Origin of the sequence: Propionibacterium ruminifibrarum, assembly GCF_900289195.1 — a bacterium.
GTDB lineage: Bacteria > Actinomycetota > Actinomycetes > Propionibacteriales > Propionibacteriaceae > Propionibacterium > Propionibacterium ruminifibrarum.
Genome location: NZ_OMOH01000006.1, coordinates 148,318 through 172,210, shown reverse-complemented (window position 1 = coordinate 172,210; position 23,893 = coordinate 148,318). Strand labels below are relative to the sequence as shown.

The following is a 23,893-nucleotide window of genomic DNA, read 5'->3' as shown; positions in this document are numbered from 1 at the left end:
CGGGGCGCCGGGCACGAGAACCATCCCGGGCCCCGGTTCACGCGGGATGTGCCGGGGCCGGCGCGCGGGTTGGTCGGCGCGTTACACCGACTGACGGTTGAGCGCCGCGGATACCCGGACCAGGCGCTCCGCCGACTGGTCTTCTCGGTAATGACCAAGTAGCAGGTCCTCTTCGACGCCTCCGTCCACGAGCACCAGGACGCGGTCGGCTCGCAAGGCTACTTTGGCGTCGTGGGTGACCATGACAATGGTGGTGCCCCGCACATGAATCTCCCCGAAGACGTCGAGGATGCGGGCGGCGGTCGCGGAGTTGAGTGCTCCGGTGGGTTCGTCGGCGAAGAGCACCGCCGCCTCGTTGATGAGGGCCCTGCAGATACCGGCCCGCTGGAGCTGGCCGCCTGAGACCTCCGTGACATCGGCATCCGCCAAGTCGGCTATACCCATACGTTCCAGCAGCATTCGCCCCCTGGCCGTGACCTCCTCACGAGGACGCCGACGGGACAGGAAGCCGGGCAGAAGGACGTTGTCCAACAGGCACAGAGTGCTCATGAAGTGCGGCTGCTGGAAGACGAGGCCGAAGTGCTCCAGGCGCAGTGCCGCCAGTGCCCTCTCATCGAGCGCGGTCAGGTCGGTGTCCCGCAGCAGGACGGAGCCTCCGCTGGGGCGGGTCATACCGCTCAGACAGTGCAGGAACGTGGATTTGCCCGAGCCGGAGGGGCCCATGACAGCCACGAATTGACCGCGGTCGATGTCCAGATCGAGCCCGTCCAGTACTCGGGCGTCGCCATAGTGCTTCGACAGGTTGCGTGCGCGCAGCACTGCAGGGGACGACTGCGCCGGAAGGTGCGGGGAGCGGGCGGTGGCAGCGTCGGTCATGTCGGGTTTCCTCAGTATCCGGTCAAGAGATGTGGGCATTTCAATCGATGATGGCCAAGGTCATGGTTTTCAGTCTGTGCATGGTCAGACCGGCGGCTCCGGCGACGGTGAGCAGCACCATGGTCGGAATGATCAGCCACGTCAGCCAGGGGTCGGGCAGCAGTTGAACCGCGGGTGCTCCTCGCGTGCCCAGAAGCAACCCGATCGCCCTCTCGCCCATGGTCGCGCTCAGGAGCAGTCCCAGCCCCACCCCCGCCGCGGCCAGAAGACCGAGACGGGTGACGTACTGACCCGCAATATCGTGTCGTGTGGAGCCCAGGGCCCGCAGAATGCCCACTTGGGATTCCTCCCGGGCCAGGACCAGGACCACGAACACAGTGGTGATGAGGAAGGTAAGAGCCAGGGCGACGGTGCAGGCCATGGCCGCGACAGTTCGGACCTGTGCGGCGGTGGCTCCGAAGAGTTGTGAGGCGTATTCATTCATCCCCGTCACCTGCACTCCAGGCAGCGAGGCGCGCAAGTCGGCCGCGACGGCTGAGATCACATACGAGTCGTCGATATCGGCGTAGATGGTCATCCAGAGCGTGGGTGCGTCGTCGTCGAAGAGTGCTTTGGCGGTCAGGCCGTTGTTGGTGATGTCCTGATAGATTCCGGTGACCTTCAGACTGCGATCGCCGGCGGGAGAACGGACGGTGACGGTATCCCCGACGCCGACACCCGACTCCTCGGCCCTGCTGTATGACAGGGATATCTCTTCGAGTGTGGAGGGGCCACGGCCGGATATGTAGCTCATGGGGAAGGCGTCATGGTCGCCGATGTCTATCAGTACCGAGCTCCAGGAGCCGTCGGAGGCGGGCATCTGGTAGTCGCGGCGCGCAATCGTGGTGTGCTTGGTCACGCGGGAGTCCGCGGTGAGAGTCCTTTCCACTGCGGAGACCGCTGCGGAAAGGTCCTGGCTGCCGGTGGAGGCGTCGATGCGCAGATCGGCCTGCCCGGTGCCCAGATATGTGGCGAGGCTCGGGTCGTCCAGAGTGGTGGCGACACCAGTGGGTAGTGCCATGGTGAAAGTGCACAGGGTGATGACCCCGAGCAGCAGCGCATTGGTGGGACGCAGCGCCGCACGCAGCCCGAGCCACTGCTGCACCGGCAGGAGGCGCGAGCGCGACAGTCTCCAATGGCGGCGGGACTGCATACCGTCACCGGCGCCTCTGCGCAGGACCTCGACTACTGAGACCGCGCCGATACGTCTCAGGGTCAGGGCGACGAAGCCGACAGTGACGCCCACCATGCCCGCCGTCAGGACCACCGGCATGGCGATGGACTCCCATGTGGCGGGTGGCGCGCCCAGGTAGAGCCGTGTGGGGGCGCCCAGGGCCGAGGACAGCGGATAACCGGCCAGGCATCCCGCGATTCCTCCGGCCAGAGCCAGAACCAGGTATTTGAGCAGGTAGAGGCGACCGATCCTCCCCGGTGGCGCGCCGATTGCCCTGAGGACGGCGATCTGAGGGAGGTCGATTTCCAAGGACGCCAGTACCGTGTAGCGCAGAGCCAGTACGGCCACCGCGACGAGGAGTATGGCGACGAGGACGGCGACGGCGGCGATGAGCATGGTGCTCAGGGAGTTGATGAGCCGTATCTGCAAGGCGGTCACGGCGATACCAGTGCTGGGCAGCCCTGCTGCTCGGTAGTCGTTGATGACCGTGTCTGACGCCGAGGCATCGGCGAGGATGAACTCCACGAGGTACTCGGTGTCGCCGAGGTGGTCCTCCATGACGGCGAAGTCCTCGGTACTGACCACGAGACGTTTGGAGGGAATCATCTGGGCGTTCATCTGGGCGTCCCGGAAGAACCCAACCACCCTGAGGCTCGTGGACCAGTCCCCAGTGTCCACGGTCACCATGTCCCCCACCTCGGCGATGCCGATGGCCTGGTAGTGGACCGGCAGGGCCACCTCTCCGGGCGCCGGGTCAACGGGCGCGTCGCCGTCGCCCAGGAGCAGGTCGAAGTGCTCGGGTGAGGTGACGAAGGCCGCCTCGGTATAGGAGTCTGCCTGGTTGGTGCCCGCGATCGTGAGCGTCTGCTTCGAGACGCGCAGCGTCTTGATGACCTGATGCTCGACGATGTCGTCGCGGGAGGCGGCCCATGTGTCGATCTCCCCGGGGTCGGCCTGCCCGGCATGCATCTGTATCAGATCGGGGACCCGCGCATGTGCGGACAGACGGCCGATGGATGTGACGGTGCCGGTGATGAGACTCGTGCCTGCTGTCACGAGTGCCGCCGCCAGGGCGATGAGCACGGTCAGCGACAGGGAAACGGCAAACCCACGCGCCAGATCGGCCTTGAGCAGTCGGGTCAGCATGACTCGGGCCCCGTCCCGATCCTGACCGTCTCGTCGCGGCCTTGCGGCCCGCCGTACTGGTCACCGCTGGACTCGGGCCTGGCCGGGACGAGGACGGCGCGGCGGGCATGAATCAGCACGGCCAGACCGGTGGTGGTCAGGCCCGCCAGTGCTACGAGCAGCGCGGCGCCGCGACCGGCGCCGACGCCCATGATTGCGCCCAGGCTTGGGGCCAGCGGTGCTCGAGGCTCCATGAGTGGCTGGAGGACGCGGTCCGTCAGGGGGCCGGCGGTGGCGTATGCCAGGACGTAGCCGAGCTGTGTGACCAGGCTGATGACGCCCCAGACTCGGGCCTGGTGCTCGGTGTCGACACTGCGGCGCACGAGTGTCTCGGCGCCGGCGTTGCACAGTGCCAGTGCCGCGAAGACACCGAATCCACTCGTCACCACCCACCAGGGCCAGGTACGCAGTGACAGCGCGACCATGAACAGCCCGGCTCCGCCAGTGCCCAGAGCGAGCAGCAGCTCAGGAACGATCCTGCCTGCCACGGTGGTGAGTGCCGCCCCGGCGAGGATGCCGGCGGCGCACAGGGTCTCAATACGTCCCATGGCGGCGGTACTCACATGGGGAAGCAGGATCGGCTTGAACAGGATCTGCACCGTACCGACGGTGGCAGTCATGAAGGTCATGAGCTCGACGACGATGCGCACGTTGTTGCGGCGGCGCAGAATTCGCCAGCCCAAGAGCAGTTCGGCGGTAGCACCCGATCGGTCATTCCGGCCGTACTTGCGGGGGTGGCCGACGGCCCGCATGACGATGCAGGTGCAAGCAACGGTGACCACGCAGGTGGCGGCGTCGAGCGCGACCAGGGTGCGCAGACCCGTCATGGGCAGCAGGACTCCGGCCAGGACGGGGGAGACCAGATAACGTGCGGACGCGGCCACTTGCAGGAGCCCAGAGCTGCGAACGTGATGCTCGGGACTGACGAGGTCACTCACGGAGGCGCGCAGCGCCGGCTCGGTCAGTGCCGCCAGGCAGGCGGAAAGGGTCAGTCCGGCCAGCACCGCGCCCAGGCGGGGCGAGTGAGAGCCGAGGGCGAACCAGACCAGGGCCAAGCCAACTACGGAGCCTCCGTCCCCGATCATCATCATGACACGCCGGTCGAAGCGGTCCGCCAACACGCCGGCCAGGGGCGCCAGCACGATGATCGGTGTAAAGGCGCACAGCTGAACAACGCCCACTGCCGAGGCGCTGCCCCAGGTCTGGTAGGCGAAGATCGCCAGGCCGAAGGCGCTGAGGCCGGAGCCCACGGCATTGATGAAGGCCCCGAGAGCCAGGAGGTACACGTACTTCATCGCGCGCCCCCGGTAGCGCCCGCGATCCGCATGTCATGTGCGGCTGTTGCCAACGCTCCCGGACGGCAGCCCAAGAGCGTTTCAGCGGCACTGATGAGGGCGGCGGTGCGACGCGGGATCTGGTCCGCCTCTCCCCTGAAGATGCCGTCGTCGAGCAGCATCCCCATGCTGGTGAGGAGGATCTCGACCATGTCTTGGGGATGCTCGGTCGAGAAGCTCCCCTCGGCGACCCCCTGTTCGACGACCTCGGCGAGGATGGGCGTGATGGCACGGACCATCTCGACGATGGACAGGACGTGGAATTCGGCGTTACCGGGCCCGTGGAGGGTCTCGGCCAGCGCGAGTTCGGGCGCATCGACGCGCATGGCTGCCAGCACGCCCAGGAATCTGGTGATGACGGGGTCGGGTCGATCGGCGACTTGCCTGGCCTTGACCGCGACCCGTTCGGTGGTGCGAGTGATGATCCCCTGGAGGATCTCGTCCTTGGAACGGAAGTGATAGTAGAGGGTGCCCTTGGCAATGCCCACGTCCTGGAGGATGTCCTCCACGGAGGTCGCCTGGACTCCTTTGGTGGTGAACAGTCGCTGAGCGGCGTCCAGGATGTCGTCCCGGCGTTGGGCGGCGGGTTTGGAGATGCGGGCGGGTGTCATGGCTTCCTCACTGATCGGGATCGCGGGCGGTTCCGACGGTGGTGGGGGACAGGCCGTTCCGCCACCGACCGACCGTCGGTCGGTATGGATGGTCGACAATCTAGCCTTCAGTCGTGGAGTTGTCCAGTGGCCTCATCGCGCTGCGATCGTCCCGCGGGATGGTATGTGTTCGACTGTGCTGGCCGATGGTGCCCCGAGTGTTGGAAGGCGCGGGAGGTGAGGCCACGGGGACGTCGACACACCGACCATCGGTGTGTCGACGTCCCCGGTTTTGTCGCTTGACGTGTTTGGGCCGCCCCAGCCGGCGGCTGGGGCGGCCCATGTCAATCCCGGTCGACTCGGCCAATTCGCCCCGAGTCGGAGCTGCGTGGAGTGTTACAGCAGCGAGCGGTACAGCGCCTCGATGTCCTCCCGGGTGGCCGGGCGGGGGTTGCCGGGGGTGCACACGTCGGCGAAGGCGTCCTCGGTCAGTGCGGCGATGCCGGACTCGTCCACCCCCACCTCGCTGATGCGGGTCGGGTTGCCCAGGTCGCGGGTCAGCTGGGCGATGGCGTCGACGGCGGCGTCGCGCGCCTGCTCAAGCGGCATCGTCTGGGCGTCCGGGACCCCGAAGGCCTCGGCGATGTCGCGGTACTTCTCCCCGGTGTACTCGGCGTTGAACGCCATGACGGGGGCGAGCAGGATGCCGTTGGCCACCCCGTGCGGCGCGTTGTAGCGCCCGCCCAGCGGGTGCGCCATGCCGTGCACCAGGCCCAGACCCACGTTGGAGTAGGCCATGCCGTTGATGTAGGCGGCCAGGCCCATCTGCTCCACCGCGTCGGCGTCGCCCTCGGCGGCCTTGCGCAGGTTCTTGGCGATCATCTGGATCGAGCGCAGGCACAGGGCGTCGGACAGCTCCCAGGCGCCGGGGGTGATGTAGCCCTCGATGGCGTGGGTGAGTGCGTCCAGCCCGGTGGCGACCTTCAGGCTCCTGGGCATGCCGTCCATGAGGTCGGGGTCGACCACGGCGATCACCGGGATGTCGTGCGGGTCCACGCAGACGAACTTGCGCTGGCTGGCGGTGTCGGTGATGACGTAGTTGATGGTGGTCTCCGAGGCGGTGCCCGCCGTGGTGGGCACGCCGATGATGGGCGTGCCCGGGTTCTTCGTGGGGGAGGCCCCCTCCAGGCTGAGCACGTCCTCGAACTCGGGGTTGGTGGCGATCACCGAGATCGCCTTGCAGGTGTCCTGGGGGCTGCCGCCGCCCAGGCCGATGAGGACGTCGGCGCCCGAGGCGCGGAAGGCGGCCAGGCCCGCCTGGACTTTCTCCACGGGCGGGTTGGGAACCACGTCGGAGAAGATCTCCCAGGCGATGCCGGCCCCGTCGAGCAGGTCGGTGATGCGCGTGGCGGTGCCGTTCTCCGCCAGGACCGGGTCGGTGACGATGAAGGCCTTGCTCAGGCCGCGGGCGCTGATCTCGGTGGGGATGTTGGCAATGGCTCCCCGTCCGAAGTGGCCCGTCTGATTGAAGATCATGCGGTAGGTCATGAGAAATGCTCCCCTGGTGTGGCTCGCCGGTGTCGGGCGCGTGAAGGCTCCGCCATGGACCCTGCGCCGTAGGTGAATGGTGACACACGGCTTTCACCCGGTGGAAGACTTCAGGGCCCGGCTGCGCGTGGGCCTGCCCGAACCAGCAGACCGGGGCGGCACGTGGTGCCGCCCCGGTCGTGGTATCCCCAACGGAATTCGAATCCGTGTTACCACCTTGAAAGGGTGGGGTCCTAGGCCGCTAGACGATGGGGACTCGCGACGAACATGGTAGCGGCTCGGGCCCCTGGAAAGAAACCGGGTGCCCGAGCCGCCACCTGTTCGCCTTGTCTCAGCGCGTCATCAGACGATGCGCACCATCGCCGAGATCGGAGCCATGTCGTACAGCCCGGAGATGACGATGCCGGTGCTCTCGTTCTGGGCGTTCAGCACCAGGCCGTCGCCGATGTACATGCCGACGTGGCCGTTGTCGTAGTAGAACACCAAGTCGCCGGGCTGTAGGTCATCGGTCGAGTAGACCGGTGTGCCGGCGTTCACCTGGTCCCAGGTGACCCGGGGGATCGAGATGCCGGCCGCAGCGTAGGCGGCCTGCATCAGACCGGAGCAGTCATAGCCGACCGGTCCGGTACCGCCCCACACGTAGGGCCCGCCCAGCTTGGAGTAGGCGAAGTCGATCGCGGTCTGGACGGCGTCGCCGCTGCTGTAGCTGGCGACCTCGGGCTGGGAGGGAGCCGGGGCCTCGTAGGGGGCGACCTCGGTGTCGGAGACGTAGGCGCTGTTGACCCAGCGGGAGGCCCCGCCGTAGATGATCTCGGTCCAGTCCCCATTGGTGACGCCAGTGGCCTCCATGGTGTCGCCCTGGTCGAGGACGTCGACGACCTCGTAGTCGAGGCCGGGGCCGGTGCGGACGTTGACGTCATCGGCGGCCCACTTGGTGGTCGTGGCCGGGGCCTCCTCGACCGGTGCCTCCTCGACGGGTGCCTCCTCGGCCGGCGGCGTGGTCTCCTCGACCGGCGGTGTCGTCTCCTCTGCCGGTGCCTCCTCGGCGGGCGGCGTGGCCTCCTCTGCCGGTGCCTCGGCGTCCTCGGTCGAGGTGGTGCTCGCCACGAGCGCGATCGTCGTGGGATCGGTGACGTAGCGCGAGTAATTCGCGGCGACCCAGGCGTCCTGGCCGTTGAAGCTCACGGGCACCCAGCCGGCGAACGGGGTTCCGGTGACGGCGACCTCGTCGCCCGGGTAGAGCATGCCGATCGAGGTGAAGGCGGTGCTGGTGCCGGTGCGGACCCACAGGTAGTCCTGGGAGATGGCGCTGACGATGGTGCCGGCGGACTCCTGGCCGGCATCGGCGAGGAGACTCGTGGCGATCCAGCCCGCGCGGCCGTAGTAGTTGACGGGCGTCCAGTTGCCGACCGGGTCGCCCGTGATCGAGACCGTGGTGCCCTCGGACAGGGTGCCCATGATCCAGCTGGTCGGGTCGGCATCGGAACGGACGTAGGCGTCAGCGGTCGTCGTGGCGGTGCCGACGGTGGTGTCGGTCGTGATGACGGTGGTGCTGGACACGTACTGGGCCTGCACCCACGCGTTCGTGCCGTTGTAGATGATCGGCAGCCAGCCGTCCTGCTCGACACCGCGCTGGGTGACGGTGTCGCCGGCGGAGAGCACTGCGACGATCTCGCCGTTCGTGTCCGGCGAGGTGCGCACATTCACGTCGGTCGTCGCGGACAGGTCTGAGTAGTCGGCCTGCGCCAGTGGGCTCAGAACGAGTCCGGCGGTGGCCAGACTGGCAGCCACCAGCGACGAGGTGACGGCGATGCGCGCCGTTTTCGCGAAGGGGTCGTTCACTGCTGGTCCTTCCCACGGCCTTGCTCGAGCCGCGTGGTGTGAGAGGTCTGTGCCCTGAGGCGAGGCGTCTTCCCCGACGACTCGCGGTCGTCACGCCGGTGCCCCAGGGCTGGAAGGAACTTAGGCAGATGTCCGAGGGGCTCACAAGGCACCTGAAGGGCCGGTTGAGACTTCGGCCGAACTGTCGCCCGACCCTGGGCGCGGCGCCCCGGCGCTTCTGCCGGCCTCCGTCAAACACTGCTCTGACCAGGTGTTTTACTGTGCTCGCGGGTGGTGTGCCCAACCATCTGAGGGGAGGCTGAAAACAGCCTGAGGGTCGTCGGGCGCTCAACCTCAAGCCGAGGTTGAGGTTGAGCCTTTGGCCGCCAGGGTCGAGGGTTCGGCCCGTCGCGGGACCGGCCGTCGTCGTGCACGATACCGCCCGTCGGGTGAGCGGCTAATATGAGTCCTGCCTCCATAGCTCAGCTGGCAGAGCAAGGGACTTTTAATCCTTGGGTCCGGGGTTCGAGCCCCCGTGGGGGCACTCGTCCAGCCGGCGACTGGATGCGACACTGAATGCGTTGGCTGCCGTTCCCCGCCCGGTCGGGGCGATCCCGGATGATCCCGGTCCGGGAGGCAGGTGGATGCAGCCGGTGCGGGTCATCGGGAAACGCATCAGGGGCTGTTGGGCATGACCGGCCCGCACGGGTTGTCCACATTGCAGGATTTGTGGCATGACTTTGGCCATGGCAGTGTCCTGCGCGATAGACTAAGGCGACTGCGGTCTGTTTCTGGTCGGGTGGCCGGTGTGCCCTCCGCCCGAAGTAGTAGCAGTCAGGGAGGTCTGGGCACGAGATCCCCCTCGGGTTCCGGGCGCCATGCGCCATCAACCGGAACCCTGGGAATCTGTGACTCAGGTTTCCCGTGAGGGCTGTGTGACTGCTGAGGTTCTCCCAAGAACGAGCTCTGAGCCTGGACGTCACTCGGTCCGCGTACACCCCGGCACATGCTTGGACGAGTCGGGCGCTGAACGGCGGGACGACTGGTCGTCGTCCACACCGTCTGCTGCGGCCCGTGCAAGCGAACGAAAGAGCCATATGACAGGCAGGGCAGAGAGGGCGAGGCATCCCAGGCGTGCCATCGTCGGCGCTGTTGTCTGTGCACTCCTGCTGGCGGGCTCCGGCACCGCCTTCGGCGTCCACCGGTACAAGACGGAGCTGAGAAATGACTGCGCCGCAGCCATCAGCGCCGCCGACCAGGCCATTGATGACTACGTGGACGCGGTCACCGCGACCAAGCCGATCCTCGAGAGCGCCGATGCCACGGACGGCTACAAGGACAGCGAGGGCGCCGCCGAGCTCATCGCCGCGGTCTCCGGCGCGGAGCGTCAGGTGCGCATGGATCTGACCTGCACCAGCCGCGACCAGCTCGACGCCCTCAGGGGCGCCACGTCCGATCTCAACGCCGCGAAGGATGCCCTCGACACCGACAGCCTCCACCTGTCGGTGTCGATCTCCTCGTACCAGAACATGCAGGCCGCCGATGAACTCCAGGACGAGATCAAGGCCGCCTGGACCGTGTACGACGACTCGGCCGGCCAGCTGCCCGACGACGGGGTGCGCGAGGACCTCAAGACCAAGATCGAGGAGGCCACCGCCCTCTACGACGCCGCACCCGGCATCCGCGACCAGGGTTCGGCCGACAACGATCCGGCTCCCATCGATGAGTCGACGCAGAAGATGTCGGCCGTGAAACTCGAGCTGTCCGGGACGAGACAGGACACGGCCACGGCCGCCGGCATCGCCGCTTCTCAAAAAGCTGCCGAGCAGGCTGCTGCGGAACAGCAGCAGGAGGAGGAAAACCCCTCGGACGAGAAGGCCGAGGGTGCCGGGAACAGCGCCGGGAACGACACCGGCCCCAAGATCCCGGCGCCCCAGCGCGATACCGATGACGACGACGATGACGATGATGACGACGACGATGACGATGATGACGACGACTCGGCGTACAGAAGAGGCCGGGACTCTTCGCAGAACGGTGGCTACTGCCAGTACTGGGTGCCCTATCCCTACTTCGACTGGTGGGGCCGCTGGCATCCCGGCTATTGGAGCTATCGGCGTTGCTAGTGGGAGACGCTGATTCGCCGCGCTCCTCGGCGTATTCGTCCCATGGGCCCTGCCGACGGGTCGGTGGGCAACGTTCTTCCTGAGCCGCCGGCGTCTCACTCCAGCCAGGGGGTGGGGCTCGTGAGGCCGTAGTGGACGCAGACCGCCGCCTCGTCCTCGTCGAGGACCGCGCGACCCGCCTCGAAGGCCGGCGAGGCCATCACCTGAGACCGGCTGTAGGGGACGTCGATGCGTTCGTACCCGATCTCGGCGGCGGCCAGCGGGATCAGGTGGCGTCTGCTGCCCAGCACCCCGTCCCGCACGCCCACGAAGGTCAGCACACCGGTGTCCTCGTCCTGCCAAAACCCCAGGGCCCGGCCGATGAGGACGCCGGACTCGTCCATCACCCGGGCGCCGGCCAGGGCCTTTCCGGGGGCGGTCCCCTCGTCCCGGCCGCCGTGGTCCCCGTGCTCAGACATGCGCGTCTCCCGTCCGCGGGTGGCCCTCGAAGCGATTCCACCAGCCCTCGCCGCCGTCCGGTAGGAAACTCCGGTCGGCGCGCTCGATCATGGCCCGCAGCGCCTTCTTGGTCTCCGCCAGGTCGCCCGGCAGGGCGAGCACCGAGCCGGGCTCGGTGTCGAGGACGTGCTCGTCGTGGGCCAGAGCGGCCTTCTCCAGACGCCACGCCCTCAGGCGGGTGCGGATGATCTCGCGGTGGGCCGCCTGGGCCTGGCACGACGCCTCCCGGGTGGCCTCGGCGGCGCGGATCCAGCCGTAGTCACGGTTGATGGACAGCAGACCCGGGTCGATCGTCATCGCGTCATGGATGAGGATCTCGGGTTCGATGACGGTGGCGCCCGCCGCGCGGGCGTAGGCGACCTCGTCGCGTTCGGACTCGTCGGCGCGGATCGACTCGACGCGGAACAGGATCGACAGGATGTTGCCCTCACCGGTCCGGGGGCTCGGCGAGGCGCCGGGAGGCGAGGAGACGATGACGAAGGGCTGGGTGACACCCAGGTTCTTGACCGCCGCCTCGACGGGGACGTTCTCGCGGACGCCGCCGTCGACGTACCATTCGCCGTTCATCTCGACGGGCCGGAAGATCCCGGGCACCGAGCAGGAGGCGAGGGTGCCCATCGTCACGTCGAAACCGGGGCCGTCCAGGGGGTGGTCGTCGCGGTCGACGATCTTGCCGTCCTCGCGCATGTACCGCAGCTCGCCGCTGCCCAGGCCGACGATGGCGCACCGGAAGGTGACGCCCGAGGAGGCCACCAGTTCCGATCGGAAGAAGTCGCGGCTCAGCAGTCGCTCCAGCAGCGGGCCGGGGCGGTAGAGCGAGCGGTTGCTCTCCAGCCCCCGTACCGCTGCGGTCAGGTCGGAACCGATGCGGCCGATGCGGGGCAGCTCGGACAGGAGCTGGTAGACCAGGTTGGCGTTGAACTCCACCGGCTCGCCCGGTTCCTCGGACATGGCGAGCGCCAGGGTGCGCTCCTGCGGGGTGAGCCCGGCCAGCGGGCCCTCCCCGGCTCCTCGTCCTTCGTCGGCGGCGTCCGCCACGTCACCACGGCGGCCCCTCAGCCGCATGGTGACCCGGGTGTCCCTGCCGGCCCTCCTCTCCTCCATCTCGCGCAGGCTCGCGAGCAGGTCCTGGTGGGCGAGCAGACGGGTGAACCAGGCCCGCTCGGTGAACATGTCGGCGTCGGTCTGCATCGACAACCACAGGTCCTCGATACGGCGCAGCGCCGCCTCCTGCTCGGCCGGGTCCTCGAACTGGGCCAGCAACGCGCCCAGGATCGAACCGGCCGAGGTGGCGGTGATCACCGTCGGTGCGATGTGCTCGTGCTCGTACAGATAACGCAGCGCGCCGATCTGGAAACTGGCCTTCGCACCGCCGCCTGCGATGACCAGCCCCTGCACCTGCGAGTGTTCCCCTGGTGAGCGTTCCTGGCCGAGGAAGGGCGGCAGGCCGAACCATGCTGGACGTGGCATGGCGACCAGCCTAACCGGCGCGGGGCGGCCCACCGGGCGGTCCAGGGCGCGCCAGGAGTGCCCCCGGTTGCCGCCGGGGGTGCCGCATAGCCCCTGGTGACAGGGTAAAACGCCTAGTGAGTAAGGACTTGCTTGGGTGCGTGGGGCGGGATTCGCGGTCATACTGGGGCCATGACGAACGCGCCCCGGTACAGCCCGCCGGTCGACCTGAGTCGTTACGCGTGGCTCTCCATCGCCGCCGCCCTGACGACCATCCTGCTCAAGGGCGGTGCCGCCGCCCTGACCGGCTCGGTCTCGCTGCTGTCGGACGCCCTCGAATCGCTCGTCAACCTGGCCGCGGCCGTCATGGCCCTGGCCATGCTGAAGATCTCCATCCGCCCGCCGGACGCGAACCACCCCTTCGGCCACTCCAAGGCCGAGTACTTCTCCGCGGCGGTCGAAGGCGTCATGGTGCTCATCGCCGCTGCCGTCATCGTCTGGCAGGCGATCGAGCGGCTGATCCGACCGCAGATGCCCGAGCAGCTGGGGATCGGTCTCATCATCAGCGGCGTCAGCGCGGTGATCAACGCCGCCGTCGGCCTGCTGCTCATCCGCCGCGGCGATCGGCTGCGGTCGGCCACCCTCTCGGCCGACGGCCGGCACCTCATGACCGATGTCATCACGTCGGTGGCCGTGCTCGTGGGCGTCGGCCTGGTCGCGCTGACCGGCTGGGCGCGCCTCGACCCGATCGTCGCCATCATCGCCGGCGTGAACATCGTGCGCATCGGTGTCGGCCTGGTGAAGAGCTCGGTGGACGGCCTCATGGACATCGCCCTGCCGCCCGAGCTCGAGGCGCGTCTCACGGAGGTGCTCGAGGGTCGGCGCACCCGTGACATCAGCTTCCACGCTGTGCGCACCCGCGAGAGCGGGAACCGCCGCTTCATGGAGTTCCACCTGCTCGTGCCCGATGAGTGGAGTGTCAAGACCAGCCACGACCTGGCCGAGGACATCGTCGACGAGCTGCGGGGCGTCGAACCGGACCTGCGGGTCACGGTGCACGTCGAGCCGCTCCACGACGCCAGGTCGTACGAGGACATCGAGATCTGAGAGCCACGGCGTGACGGGTCGTGTTCGCGGTCGGGACAAGGCCTTCGGTGCCTCGTCGCGGGCCGTACCCTAGTGGGCATGGCCATGATGCAACCAGGGCAGCGGATCACCGTTCCCGGCTGGGACGAGTACTTCCTGGGCATTGCCCAGGCGGTCTCGGCGCGGGCCAAGTGCACGCGCCGCCGTGTCGGCGCCGTACTCGTGGGGCCCGACCACAGGATCATCGCCACCGGCTACAACGGCGCCGCCCCGGGCCGTCCGGACTGCCTCGAAGGCGCCTGCCCGCGTGGGCGCCTGGGCTACGGCGAGGTGCCGGGCCTGGGGGACTACGACCGCCCGGGCACCCCCGGTTTCTGCATCGCCATCCACGCGGAGGTCAATGCGCTGCTGTTCAGCACGCGCGACACCAAGGGCGCCACGATCTACGTCACCGATGAGCCCTGTCCCGGCTGCCGCAAGGCCCTCGCGGCAGCCGGCATCGTGCGGGCCGTGTGGCCCGACGGGAGCATGGCCGGGGACGAGATCGTCGACTTCGGTGCGGGCGGCGGGCAGTGACCGCGCCGCCCGCGTGACGGACCTGGGCCCGGTGCCTGCCCGAGGCCGGCCGGCTCCCGGGCGCGCCGGTCAGTCTGTGTCGGCGTCCTCGTCGTCCTTGCCGGGGCGCTGGGCCGTGATGCCGTAGTACTTGTACAGGTCGGCCTCCTCGTCCGAGTCGAGGTGGCGGTCGGGGTCGACCGTCGGGGCGTCCTTGACGGTGCTCTCCGTGTAGGGCACATGGATCTGACCGTCGTCGATCTCGGCCTTGAACAGCGGGACGAAGTTCTCCTTGGTGCCGAACAGCCCGGTCTTGACCGTCACCCAGGTGGGCCGCCCGGTCCGGTCGTCCAGGTAGACCTGACCGACCCCGCCGATCTTCTTCCCATCCCGGTCGACGACGTCCGAGTTGTACAGATCGTCGTAGCTGTCGTCCGTCATGAGTTTCCTTTCCGATGCGGCGGCCTCTGGCACTGACCGTGCCCACGCTATGCCACAGAAGGCGCCCGTGTCATGCCGTCCACCGTTCGTGACGAGGGAGCGTGCGCGTCCTGCCGTCAGTGACGGCGCAGCCAGTCCTCGTTGTCGTCCGGGGGCACGTCGCGGGGCGGCGGCGTGCGGCGCGCGTTGTACCCGGCGATGATCCACACCAGGGGGCCGATCGCCGGGACGAAGATCACGACGAACAGCCACAGCCACTTGGGCATGAAGGGCACGTTCTCGTCGCGGCTCTGGGCCAGGTCGACGATGGCATAGATGGTCAGCGCAAGCAGGACCAGCACTGGAAGAAGACGTGCCATGGCCTCAATTCTACGGGGTGCTCGCGGGCCGGTGGCGGACGCCGGCGTTCCGGCGGGCGGTCCAGCGGAAGGCGTGGCAGGATCGGGCTGGGAGCCGCGGGCACGCCGCGACCACCGGATCGATGCGAGGGGGCCATGGCCAGCGCCGCTGAATGGATTGAAGGAGCACGCATGCGCACCCTGCCCACCGCGGTCTCGCCGGTCGTGGCGGGAACGGCGATCGGCTGGTGGCAGGGCAGGGCACCGCTCCACGTCGTCGCCCTGTGCCTGGTCATCGCACTCGGCCTGGTCATCGGCGTCAACTTCGCCAACGACTACTCCGACGGCGTCCGCGGCACCGACGATCATCGCGTCGGCCCGCAGCGGCTCGTCGGCTCGGGGGCCGCCGATCCCACGACGGTGCGCAACGCCGCCTTCGGCTGCTTCGGCGTCTCCGGCGTGGCCGGGCTGGTGGCCGTTGCCGTCACCGGGCACTGGTGGCTGCTGATCGTCGGTGTCGCCTGCGTCCTGGCCGCCTGGTTCTACACCGGCGGCAGGCATCCCTACGGCTACCTGGGGCTGGGCGAGGTCTTCGTCTTCATCTTCTTCGGACTGGTCGCCACCGCGGGCACCGTCTACCTGCTCGACGGGCGCGTCAGCGCGGCCGGCTGGGCCGCCGCCGTCGCCATGGGGCTCATCGCCGACGGCGTGCTCGTGACAAACAATCTGCGGGACATCGCCTCGGACACCGCCGCCGGCAAGCGCACCCTCGAGACGCGCCTTGGCGAGCCGGCCACTCGGATGCTCTACGCGGGCCTGGTCGCGGCGGTGACCGTCTGCGGTGTCCTCGTCGCAGCGCTGAGCACCTGGTGGGCTCTGCTGTGCCTGCTCGGCGTCACCCTGCTCGTGGGCGCCGCCCGCATCATCCTGGGCGGGGCCCGGGGCATGCGTCTGGTCGCCACCCTGCGCCTGACGAGCATGGGCGAACTCGTCTTCTCGGCCGGCCTGCTCGCGGGCACGGCGATCTGGGCGGCCCTCGGCTGAGACGCCGGTGACGTCGTTCAGGTGAGCGTGCGCAGCCACGCGCGCAGGGCATGGGTGGCGCGTACGTCGTCCTCGTTGTACTCCAGCACGCGGCGCGCCTCCTCCTGCCGGTGCTCGGCCTCGTCGGCGTGGACCGCCTCGTCGAACCAGGTCTGCGAGTTGAGTCCGCCCGGGTCCTCGTCCCGCCAGCTGAACCCGGCTCCGTCGTGGGCGATGCGTTTGAGGCCGAGACCGTGCACGCCGAAGAAGTTGGCGCGGACCACGGCGAAGAGGTCGAAGAACCGTGTCCGGCAGTGGGTGCGGGCGACCTTGGTGATGACGGGGTCGCCGCTGGTGCGCGCGATGCGTTCGATGTGCACGACCTCGTAGTCGGAGTAGTGGTAGACGCGGGCCTGCGGGTGGGCGGTGAGCTGCTCGTCCAGCCAGGCCAGCGCCTCGTGCGCCAGCCTCCGCTCCCCGGCCCGGTCGAGGTCGGTGAACCGGGCGAACGAGACGTACCGGGGCCCGGACCGCTCCTGCGGGTCGTCCACGAGGAAACCCCACAGGTAGACGGTGTCGTCCGCGCTCGTCTCGATGTCGAGGTCGATCGCGTAGCCCTCGGGCGGAAGAGGCAACGGGCCGCGGGTGGTGCGCTCCACGGAACGGCCGGTGGCGAGCATGCGGGCCCGGCGGGCGGCCAGCCTCATGCGCCGGGCCGACTCGTCGGGGCGGCGCAGCCTGGAGTGCAGTGACCCGATGAGGTCGTCGATGTTGCGGCCGGCCAGGTCGGTGATCGTCCAGATGCCCATGGAGCGCAGCAGGCTGACCTCCTGCGGCCCCAGACGGGCCTTGTCGATGCGCAGGCTCAGGTCGTCGTCGGCCAGCAGCCGACGGCAGTGCGACCACCACGGGCAGCTCTGGCACTCGGCGGTGACGATGGGCCATACCCGTGGCGCCCTCGTCGTTGCGGGAGTCCGTTCGGACGCCTCGAGGGCGATCTTGCGTCGGAACCCGAACTCGTGGTCGTAGCGGGCAAGGGCGGAGTGGGTGCGCCAGCCGCGCTGCGCCGTGCGGGCCTCCGTGCGCAGGCGACGAGCCCCGAGGTCGGCCCAGACGAGCGCCAGGTGGGCGGCCGGCGGGGTGTGCCGCGGCGAGGCGGGTTGCACCGTGGCGGCGCCCCGGTCGTACCGGACGTGATCGGTGCCGATCAGGCCGCCGTAGGCGGGCCCGCCGCTGGCCCAGCCGGCGGCCTGGAGGATGCGGCGGTAGTGCGCCAGGCGCAGCAGGTCCGGCCCGCGTCCATGGCGCACGGTCGCGCCCCGCAGGCGGACCAGGCGCAGGTTGCGCGCCAGCGAGCTCACCCGCTGGCGTGCGAGGGGGGACGCCTGCTCGAGCACCTGGTGGCGCACGACGAGGACCGGGTCGTAGCCGTGCCCGCCGGCCGTCGTCGGCTCGCCGAGGACGATCGCATCGGGCTCGCCGGTACGTCGGCCGGTCACATCGGGCGGCAGGGCCGGGCCGATGATGATGCGCCGCCCGGCGGCCACGGCCCTCGTGGTCGCCCGGAGCCTGCCCGCCCGGTCGGGTCCCATCTGGCGCAGGTCCACGGCCCTGGGCATGGCGGCCAGGGTGTCGAGGATGCGTCGCCGGAAGGCCATGGCGGCTCGTCGGTCCGCCGGCGGCCCTCCGGGCGGCCACCCGGTCGACCCGGTTGCGTCCGGCGGCGGGTCGGGGACCGTGGGGTCGAAACGGTTGTGCGTCCTGACCGGGCAGGTGACCGCCGCGTCGGCGCCGAGCAGTATCAGGCCGGTGGGATCGGCCGGGGTGCTCTCGCCGGGCGCGGACGGGCCCGGCGCATCAGCGCGGTGCCTGGCCGATCTGCTCATCGCTCAGATCGCCAGCCCGCGGTGCAGGGCGACGATGCCGCCCGTGAGGTCGCGCCAGGCGACCCGGCCCCAACCGGCCCGCTCCATGATCTCGGCGAGATGCGGCTGGTCGTGCCAGGCCAGGATGGTCTCGGCCAGGTAGTCGTAGGACACCGGGTTGGCGCTCACCCGGCTCATGAGTGGCATGACGTGCGTCAGGTAGACGCTCTGGTAGGCCCACCGGAAGGGCCCCCAGGTGGGCCGGCTGAACTCGCAGATGACGAGGCGACCGCCGTCGCGGGTGACACGGCGCAGCTCGCGCAGGGCGCCGAGAGTGTCCTCGATGTTGCGCAGGCCGAAGCTGATCGTCGCGGCGTCGAAGACCCCATCCCCGTAGGGCAGCCTCATGGCGTCGCCGCAGACGAACTCCAGTCGCGGCTGGCGCTGCTTGCCGGTGCGCAGCATGCCCATCGACAGGTCGGTGGGGTAGACCGTCGCGCCTGCCCGGACGAAGGGCGCGGACGAGGTGCCGGTGCCGGCGGCCAGGTCGAGCACGCGCTCTCCGGGGGCGACCGCCAGGGCGCGCACGACCTCGCGGCGCCACGCGCGGTCGCGGCCCAGACTCATCACATCGTTCATGAGGTCGTACTTGGGTGCGGTCTCGTCGAACATGCCGGCGACCTCGGCGCGGTCCCTGTCAAGATTCGCTCTGCTTGCCACGGTCCTCATTGTGACAGGTGCCGGTGACGCGCCCCGTGCGTGTGCCCGCCGGGAGCTCACGTGGTGCGCCCGTGTCGGCGCATGCAGCACAATGGACCCCATGGCACGGCGCTCCACGGTTCTGAGAATCAGCAATCTGGCGAAGAAGTACGGGGACAACACGATCGTCTCCCACTTCAGCCTCGACGTCCACGAGGGCGAGGCGGTCGCCCTGACCGGCCGCAACGGCTCGGGCAAGTCGACGATCCTGCGGTGCATCGTCGGCTCCGACAAGCCCACCGACGGACTCATCGAGGTGCTCGGCGAGAAGGCGAGGGACACCGACCCCGTGTTCCGGCGCAACGTCGCCACCGTCATCGACGATCTCGATTTCTTCCCGGACCTGTCCGTCGTCGAGCACCTCGACCTGCTCGCCCGCGCCCACGGCCTGGAGGACCCCGACGAACTCGTCGACGCCATCCTCGAGGAGGTCCAGCTCGTCCCGCAGTCCGGCCAGCTGCCCGGCACCCTGTCCAGCGGCCAGCGTCGCCGTCTCGCCCTGGCCACGGCCTTCGTGCGCCCCAAGAAACTCCTGGTGCTCGACGAGCCCGAGCAGCGTCTCGATGTCGAGGGCATCGACTGGCTGGGCAAACGGCTGCGCCACGAGAAGGACGGCAACGGCCTGGCCATCATCATGGCCAGCCACGAGCCCTCGCTCGTCGAGGCCGTCGGGGCGCGCGTCGTCCGCGTCGGCGCCACCGAGACGACGAGCCAGTCCCTGGCCGAACCGGAGCAGCTCGCATGAGCAGGTCGAAGAACAAGCGCCGCAGGACCAGACGGGGCCCGGCCCAGCAGACACCGCCGCAGGCCGCTGCGCCGGCCGCCGAGATGACCGAGCCGGTGGCCGGGTTCGACCCCGACTACCCGTTCGCCGACGTCGACGGCTACGGCCGGGGCGAGGTCGACGAACGCCAGCTCATGCTGCTGGTCAAGGACTGGCGCAAGGGCAGGGCCACCCGGTCGATCCTGTCCATCCTCACCGACGGGTACGTCGCGGTCTTCAGTATCGTCATCATCGCCGCGATGGTCGTCAGCGCCATCCGCAGCGCCCAGAACCAGGCCGCGGGCTGCACGACCGAGGGATGCAGCACCGCCCGCGAACTCATCGGCTGGCTCGTCCTCGCCGCCTGCTGGGTCATCGTCCTGGCCGCCAGCCGCGTCTTCGGTCCGGTCATCGCCTCGGCCGCGGAGGGTTTTTGGCTGCTCGACGCGCCGCTGCGGCGCTCGGCGGTCCTCGCCCGCCGACTGTGGATGATGGTCGTCGGGGCCGGCCTGGTCGCCGCGGCGCTCAGCGCTCTCGTCACCGCCCTCACCGGCCTGGGCGGGGACTCCGTCCTCGCCTGGACCGTCGCCACCGGGCTGACGACCACCGGGTGGATGTCCTTCGCGGCCGCACAGCAGGGCGCCGAGAAGGACCGCGCGGTCCGCGTGGCCCAGCTGCTCGTCGGCTCGTTCGCAGTGGCCATCCTGCTCACCGTGATCGCGACGGCCAGCGGCTGGTTCGCCCTCGGCATCACCACGATGGTGTCCACCCGCATCGCCTGGGCCATCTGCGGCGTGGGCCTGGTGCTGTGCGTCCTCGCCTCGGTCGTCGCGCGGCGTCGGCTGAGCAACATCGGGCGCGCCCGTCTCGTCAGCGGCGGCGAACTCGTCTCGGGCATGCAGGGCGCCGCCTTCGCCCTCGACTTCGCGCTCATGCGTGACATCCTCATCGAGCGCCGCTACCAGCTGAAGGGCCACGTCGCCGTCATCCGGGGCCGCGGCAGGGGGACCCGCGCGCTCATCTGGCGCGACATCCACCGGCTGCGCCGCAACCCCATCCCGCTCGTCGGCCTGGCGATCGCCGTGATCGTGCCGTACGCGCTCAGCTCGCTGGGCATCGTCTCGTTCGCCCCGTTCCTGTCCTCGCTGGTCCTGATGGTCGTCATCGTGCCGTTCCTCGACTCGATGCGCGTGCTCAGCCGGACCAAGGGCCTCGCCCGCCTGTTCCCGATGAGTGACGCGGAACTGCGCGACGCGGTACTCGTGGTGCCCGGCGTCCTCGCCCTCGGGTGGGCCATCGCCGTGACTCCCGCCTTCGTCCTGGGACTGGGCGGTTCCCAGCCCGACCCGGGCAGGACGGTCTGGTACGGCGTCATCGCCGCCGTGGGCGGTGTGCTGGGCGCCATGCGCTGGGTCAGCGCGAAGTCGGCCGACTACAGTGCCCCGATGGTCGCCACCGGTGCCGGTGCCGTGCCGCCGAGCCTCATGTTCAACATGGTGCGCGGCCTCGACATGGTGGTGCTGGTCAACTTCCCGCTCGTCATGAACTGGTCGCCGATCATCTCGGCGGTCATCGCGATCGTCGCCTGGGTGATCCTGCGTTCCGGCGCGTCCCTCAACCAGGAGGAACTGCTGGAGGCACAGGCCGAGTCCCGTCGTGAGCTGGAGAAGGCCCGCGCGGAGTCCCGCAGCGGGCGGGCCCCGCGCACCAAACAGGTCATCTCACGCTCCACCTCGAACGGTCGCACGCGTCCCCCGCTGACCGGGTCCGCCGGACGGTCGCGCCCGCGGCTCAGGACCTGAACCCGGACCGGGGGATCCTGCCGCCCGGTCCGCCCCCAGCGCCGCAGCCGGCCTGATGCGCTGGTGGCGAAAGGCCGGTGACCGGACCGATCGGCGCGGCCTACGGTGGGAGGCACAGCAGGAGCCGCCCGAGGGATGCCGATCGTGGTGGCTCCGCCCCGGTGACGCCGCACCCGCAGGGGCGGCGCTCAGAACACGTTCCGGATCACACGGCGGGTGCGTGCGGAGTGGAGCACGTCGCGGTCGACGGGTCACCTGCGATCCCGTAAGGAGAACCCGATGAACGACAGGACAACCATTCAGGACAGCTACGGCCTGTACATCGACGGCGCATGGCGCCCGGCCGCCGACGGAGCCGAGCTCGACTCCCTCAACCCCGCCACTGCGGAGCGCCTGGCCGCCATCGCCGACGCCACCAGGCAGGACGTCGACGCGGCCGCCGCCGCGGCACGGAGAGCCTTCGAGGGCTGGGCCCGCACCCCGGTCGCCGACCGGTCCAAGGCGCTCCTGGACATCGCCGATCTCGTCGAGGCCAACGCGGAGCATCTCGCCACCGTCGAGTCGCTCGACAACGGCAAGCCGATCCGCGAGACCAGCGGGGCCGACCTGCCCCTGGCCATCGACCACTTCCGGTACTTCGCCGGCTGCATGCGTGCCGACGAGGGCGCTGCCACGATGATCGACCCGGGGACACTCAGCATCATCCTGCGCGAGCCGCTGGGCGTCATCGGCCAGATCGTCCCGTGGAACTTCCCCTTCCTCATGGCCGCGTGGAAACTCGCCCCGGCACTGGTCGCCGGCAACACCGTCGTCTTCAAGCCCTCGAGCGCCACATCGCTGTCGGTGCTCGAGCTGGCGCGCCTCATCGACGAGGCCGGCATCCTGCCGGCCGGCGTGCTCAACGTCATCACGGGCACGGGCGGACGCTCCGGCGAATACCTCAAGACAGCCGATGTCGACAAACTGGCGTTCACCGGCTCCACCGAGGTGGGGCGGGGCATCGGTCTGGCCGCTGCGGAGAAGATCATCCCTGCCACCCTGGAACTGGGCGGCAAGAGCGCCAACATCTTCTTCGACGACGCCGACCTCGACGTGGCCGTCAACGGCCTCCAGATGGGCATCCTGTTCAACCAGGGCCAGGTCTGCTCGGCGGGCTCGCGCATCTTCGTCCAGGACAGCTGCCTCGACCGCTTCATGACGGCCTTCACCGACGCCTTCGCCGCCGTCAAGGTGGGCGATCCGCTCGACCCGCAGACCCAGATGGGCTCGCAGATCAACGAGCGCCAGCTCGCCAAGATCCTCGACTACGTCGAGATCGGCAAGGCCGAGGGCGCCGAGATCGCCGCCGGCGGCTCACGGTACACGCAGGGGCCCCTGGCCAGGGGTGCCTTCATGCAGCCCACGCTCTTCGTCGGCCGCAACGACATGCGCATCGCCCGCGAGGAGATCTTCGGCCCCGTCGGCGTCGTCATCCCCTTCAAGGACGAGGACGATGTCATCGCCATGGCCAACGACTCCGACTACGGGCTGGGCGGTGGCGTGTTCAGCAGCGATCTGGGCCGCGCCCTGCGGGTCGCCACAGGCGTGCGCACCGGTCGCGTCTGGATCAACCAGTACAACGCCTTCCCGGCAGGGGCCCCGTTCGGCGGGTACAAGGACAGCGGCATCGGGCGCGAGACCCACAAGATGATCCTCGACGCCTACCAGCAGACGAAGAACATCCTCGTCAACCTCGCCCCGGGCGCGGCCGGCATGCCGTTCGGGGCCTGAGCCCGTGGCCGGCCGCGGCCACCGGCTCAGCGCTCGGTCAGCAGGCGGCGCATCTGGGAGAGCTTGACCTGCGTGGACACGAGCTTGTCGTGGGCACTCGTGTTCGCCGAGGCCGTTGCCGAGGCGTACAGGCGGATGGCTCCGTCCTGCCCGATCTGGCAGGCGCGCAGCGCGGCGAACCACTCGCCGTCGCCCTGGGCGTCGATCCAGCCGACCGGGGCGCCGAAGCGGCCGCGGTCGACCGGGCTCGCCTCGTCGATGACCCGCCGGGCCGCTTCGACGGGCGAGCCCGTGGTCGATGCCAGCGGGTGCAGGGCGGAGGCGAGCGCCAGGCACGAGTGGCCCGGCGAGGCCACGCCGCAGATGTCGGTGGCCAGGTTGAGGCCATCGGGCAGTGCGAGGGCGAAGGGCTGGCCGGGCACGTGCATGCCCGTCATGAAGGGCCGCAGCGAATCGGCGGCCGCCGCGACGGCGTGGTGGTGCTGGGCCAGCCGGTCGCCGCTGGACAGCAGCTGCGCGGTCTGGGTGGCCTCGTCCACACCGCCGAGGGTCTGAACGGACCCGGCGAGGATCCGCGTGACGGTCAGGCCGCCGCTGCGGCGCACCATGACCTCGTGGGTCGCCCCGACGAGCCCGCCCACCAGGTAGGTCCACGAGCCGCCGTAGTTCAGCTGCCACCGGTGCAGCACCCATCGGGGGTCGAGTTCCCCCGACGCCAGGGCATCGAGCTGACGCAGCAGGACGACCCGGTCCGCGTGCCCGCCCCTGATGAGTTCCCTGACCCGGTTGAACCGGTCGAGCCACTCCTGATTGGCCTCCTCGCTGGTCGAGAAGGTGACCTCCCCGGGGGG

Annotated in this window: 20 protein-coding genes and 2 tRNA genes; 8 read left to right on the top strand and 14 right to left on the bottom strand. The window is 69.4% G+C overall.

Going from position 1 to position 23,893, the window contains the following annotated elements:
- Positions 1–81 precede the first annotated feature (81 nt).
- The 7 genes from PROPJV5_RS08840 to PROPJV5_RS08810 all read right to left on the bottom strand — a co-directional run bounded on the left by PROPJV5_RS08840 (position 82) and on the right by PROPJV5_RS08810 (position 8,588).
- On the bottom strand, positions 82–876 hold the full coding sequence (locus PROPJV5_RS08840) for an ABC transporter ATP-binding protein (protein WP_119715986.1): 795 nt from the start codon (positions 874–876) through the stop codon (positions 82–84).
- Between the two features lie 40 nt (positions 877–916).
- Positions 917–3,235, bottom strand: a complete 2,319-nt coding sequence (locus tag PROPJV5_RS08835) for an FtsX-like permease family protein (RefSeq protein ID WP_119715985.1) — start codon at positions 3,233–3,235, stop codon at positions 917–919.
- Positions 3,229–4,569: an MFS transporter gene (locus tag PROPJV5_RS08830; RefSeq protein ID WP_119715984.1), complete on the bottom strand. Its 1,341-nt coding sequence runs from the start codon at positions 4,567–4,569 to the stop codon at positions 3,229–3,231. Before PROPJV5_RS08830 ends, PROPJV5_RS08835 begins: the two co-directional genes overlap by 7 nt.
- A complete protein-coding gene (locus PROPJV5_RS08825) occupies positions 4,566–5,219 on the bottom strand; it encodes a TetR/AcrR family transcriptional regulator (protein ID WP_119715983.1) in 654 nt (217 codons plus the stop codon). Before PROPJV5_RS08825 ends, PROPJV5_RS08830 begins: the two co-directional genes overlap by 4 nt.
- Before the next feature lie 375 nt (positions 5,220–5,594).
- Positions 5,595–6,746 carry a lactaldehyde reductase gene (gene fucO / locus PROPJV5_RS08820; protein ID WP_119715982.1) on the bottom strand — a complete coding sequence of 384 codons (1,152 nt, stop codon included), beginning with the start codon at positions 6,744–6,746 and terminating at the stop codon, positions 5,595–5,597.
- A 180-nt stretch (positions 6,747–6,926) separates the two neighbouring features.
- Positions 6,927–7,002, bottom strand: a tRNA-Glu gene (locus tag PROPJV5_RS08815).
- Positions 7,003–7,088: 86 nt separating this feature from the next.
- A complete protein-coding gene (locus PROPJV5_RS08810; protein WP_119715981.1) occupies positions 7,089–8,588 on the bottom strand; it encodes a C40 family peptidase in 1,500 nt (499 codons plus the stop codon).
- A gap of 450 nt (positions 8,589–9,038) precedes the next feature.
- Between PROPJV5_RS08810 and PROPJV5_RS08805 the strand changes: the two genes are divergently transcribed.
- Positions 9,039–9,111: transfer RNA gene (locus PROPJV5_RS08805), tRNA-Lys, on the top strand.
- Between the two features lie 553 nt (positions 9,112–9,664).
- The gene (locus tag PROPJV5_RS12555; RefSeq protein WP_182858656.1) at positions 9,665–10,693 is read left to right on the top strand and encodes a hypothetical protein; all 1,029 of its coding nucleotides are present in this window, start codon (positions 9,665–9,667) and stop codon (positions 10,691–10,693) included.
- Between the two features lie 95 nt (positions 10,694–10,788).
- Here the strand turns inward: PROPJV5_RS12555 and PROPJV5_RS08795 are convergent, their stop codons facing one another.
- Positions 10,789–11,151: a PRC-barrel domain-containing protein gene (locus tag PROPJV5_RS08795; protein WP_119715980.1), complete on the bottom strand. Its 363-nt coding sequence runs from the start codon at positions 11,149–11,151 to the stop codon at positions 10,789–10,791.
- Positions 11,144–12,661, bottom strand: a complete 1,518-nt coding sequence (locus PROPJV5_RS08790) for a patatin-like phospholipase family protein (RefSeq protein WP_182858655.1) — start codon at positions 12,659–12,661, stop codon at positions 11,144–11,146. Before PROPJV5_RS08790 ends, PROPJV5_RS08795 begins: the two co-directional genes overlap by 8 nt.
- A 171-nt stretch (positions 12,662–12,832) precedes the next feature.
- Here PROPJV5_RS08790 and PROPJV5_RS08785 point away from each other — a divergent pair, with 171 nt between their 5' ends.
- Together PROPJV5_RS08785 and PROPJV5_RS08780 are read left to right on the top strand one after the other, a co-directional pair.
- On the top strand, positions 12,833–13,747 hold the full coding sequence (locus PROPJV5_RS08785; protein ID WP_119715978.1) for a cation diffusion facilitator family transporter: 915 nt from the start codon (positions 12,833–12,835) through the stop codon (positions 13,745–13,747).
- 84 nt (positions 13,748–13,831) lie between these two features.
- On the top strand, positions 13,832–14,302 hold the full coding sequence (locus tag PROPJV5_RS08780; RefSeq protein ID WP_420812726.1) for a deoxycytidylate deaminase: 471 nt from the start codon (positions 13,832–13,834) through the stop codon (positions 14,300–14,302).
- Positions 14,303–14,371: 69 nt separating this feature from the next.
- Here PROPJV5_RS08780 and PROPJV5_RS08775 read toward each other — a convergent pair whose 3' ends face one another.
- Entirely contained in the window at positions 14,372–14,722 is a 351-nt protein-coding gene (locus PROPJV5_RS08775) for a PRC-barrel domain-containing protein (protein WP_119715976.1), read from the bottom strand.
- A 116-nt stretch (positions 14,723–14,838) separates the two neighbouring features.
- Positions 14,839–15,081 (bottom strand): PLD nuclease N-terminal domain-containing protein, encoded by a 243-nt coding sequence (locus PROPJV5_RS08770; protein WP_119715975.1) that lies wholly within the window; start codon positions 15,079–15,081, stop codon positions 14,839–14,841.
- Positions 15,082–15,216: 135 nt separating this feature from the next.
- On the opposite strand from PROPJV5_RS08770, the gene PROPJV5_RS08765 reads away from it, so the two are divergent.
- Entirely contained in the window at positions 15,217–16,104 is an 888-nt protein-coding gene (locus PROPJV5_RS08765; RefSeq protein ID WP_119715974.1) for a 1,4-dihydroxy-2-naphthoate polyprenyltransferase, read from the top strand.
- 17 nt (positions 16,105–16,121) lie between these two features.
- On the opposite strand, the gene PROPJV5_RS08760 is transcribed toward PROPJV5_RS08765, so the two are convergent.
- Complete coding sequence (locus PROPJV5_RS08760; protein WP_119715973.1) at positions 16,122–17,969, bottom strand: TM0106 family RecB-like putative nuclease; 1,848 nt, start codon at positions 17,967–17,969, stop codon at positions 16,122–16,124.
- Between the two features lie 3 nt (positions 17,970–17,972).
- The gene (locus PROPJV5_RS08755; protein ID WP_420812722.1) at positions 17,973–18,770 is read right to left on the bottom strand and encodes a demethylmenaquinone methyltransferase; all 798 of its coding nucleotides are present in this window, start codon (positions 18,768–18,770) and stop codon (positions 17,973–17,975) included.
- Here PROPJV5_RS08755 and PROPJV5_RS08750 point away from each other — a divergent pair.
- The 3 genes from PROPJV5_RS08750 to PROPJV5_RS08740 all read left to right on the top strand — a co-directional run bounded on the left by PROPJV5_RS08750 (position 18,760) and on the right by PROPJV5_RS08740 (position 23,042).
- Positions 18,760–19,452 carry an ABC transporter ATP-binding protein gene (locus PROPJV5_RS08750; protein ID WP_182858654.1) on the top strand — a complete coding sequence of 231 codons (693 nt, stop codon included), beginning with the start codon at positions 18,760–18,762 and terminating at the stop codon, positions 19,450–19,452. The genes PROPJV5_RS08755 and PROPJV5_RS08750 overlap by 11 nt on opposite strands.
- Positions 19,449–21,272, top strand: coding sequence for a DUF6297 family protein (locus PROPJV5_RS08745; RefSeq protein WP_119715970.1), 1,824 nt, complete (start codon positions 19,449–19,451; stop codon positions 21,270–21,272). The genes PROPJV5_RS08750 and PROPJV5_RS08745 overlap by 4 nt, the downstream gene beginning before the upstream one ends.
- Positions 21,273–21,551: 279 nt before the next feature.
- Positions 21,552–23,042, top strand: coding sequence for an aldehyde dehydrogenase family protein (locus PROPJV5_RS08740; RefSeq protein ID WP_119715969.1), 1,491 nt, complete (start codon positions 21,552–21,554; stop codon positions 23,040–23,042).
- A 26-nt stretch (positions 23,043–23,068) separates the two neighbouring features.
- Here PROPJV5_RS08740 and PROPJV5_RS08735 read toward each other — a convergent pair.
- The coding region (locus PROPJV5_RS08735) for a chorismate-binding protein (RefSeq protein ID WP_220474394.1) at positions 23,069–23,893 on the bottom strand (825 nt) is incomplete at its 5' end.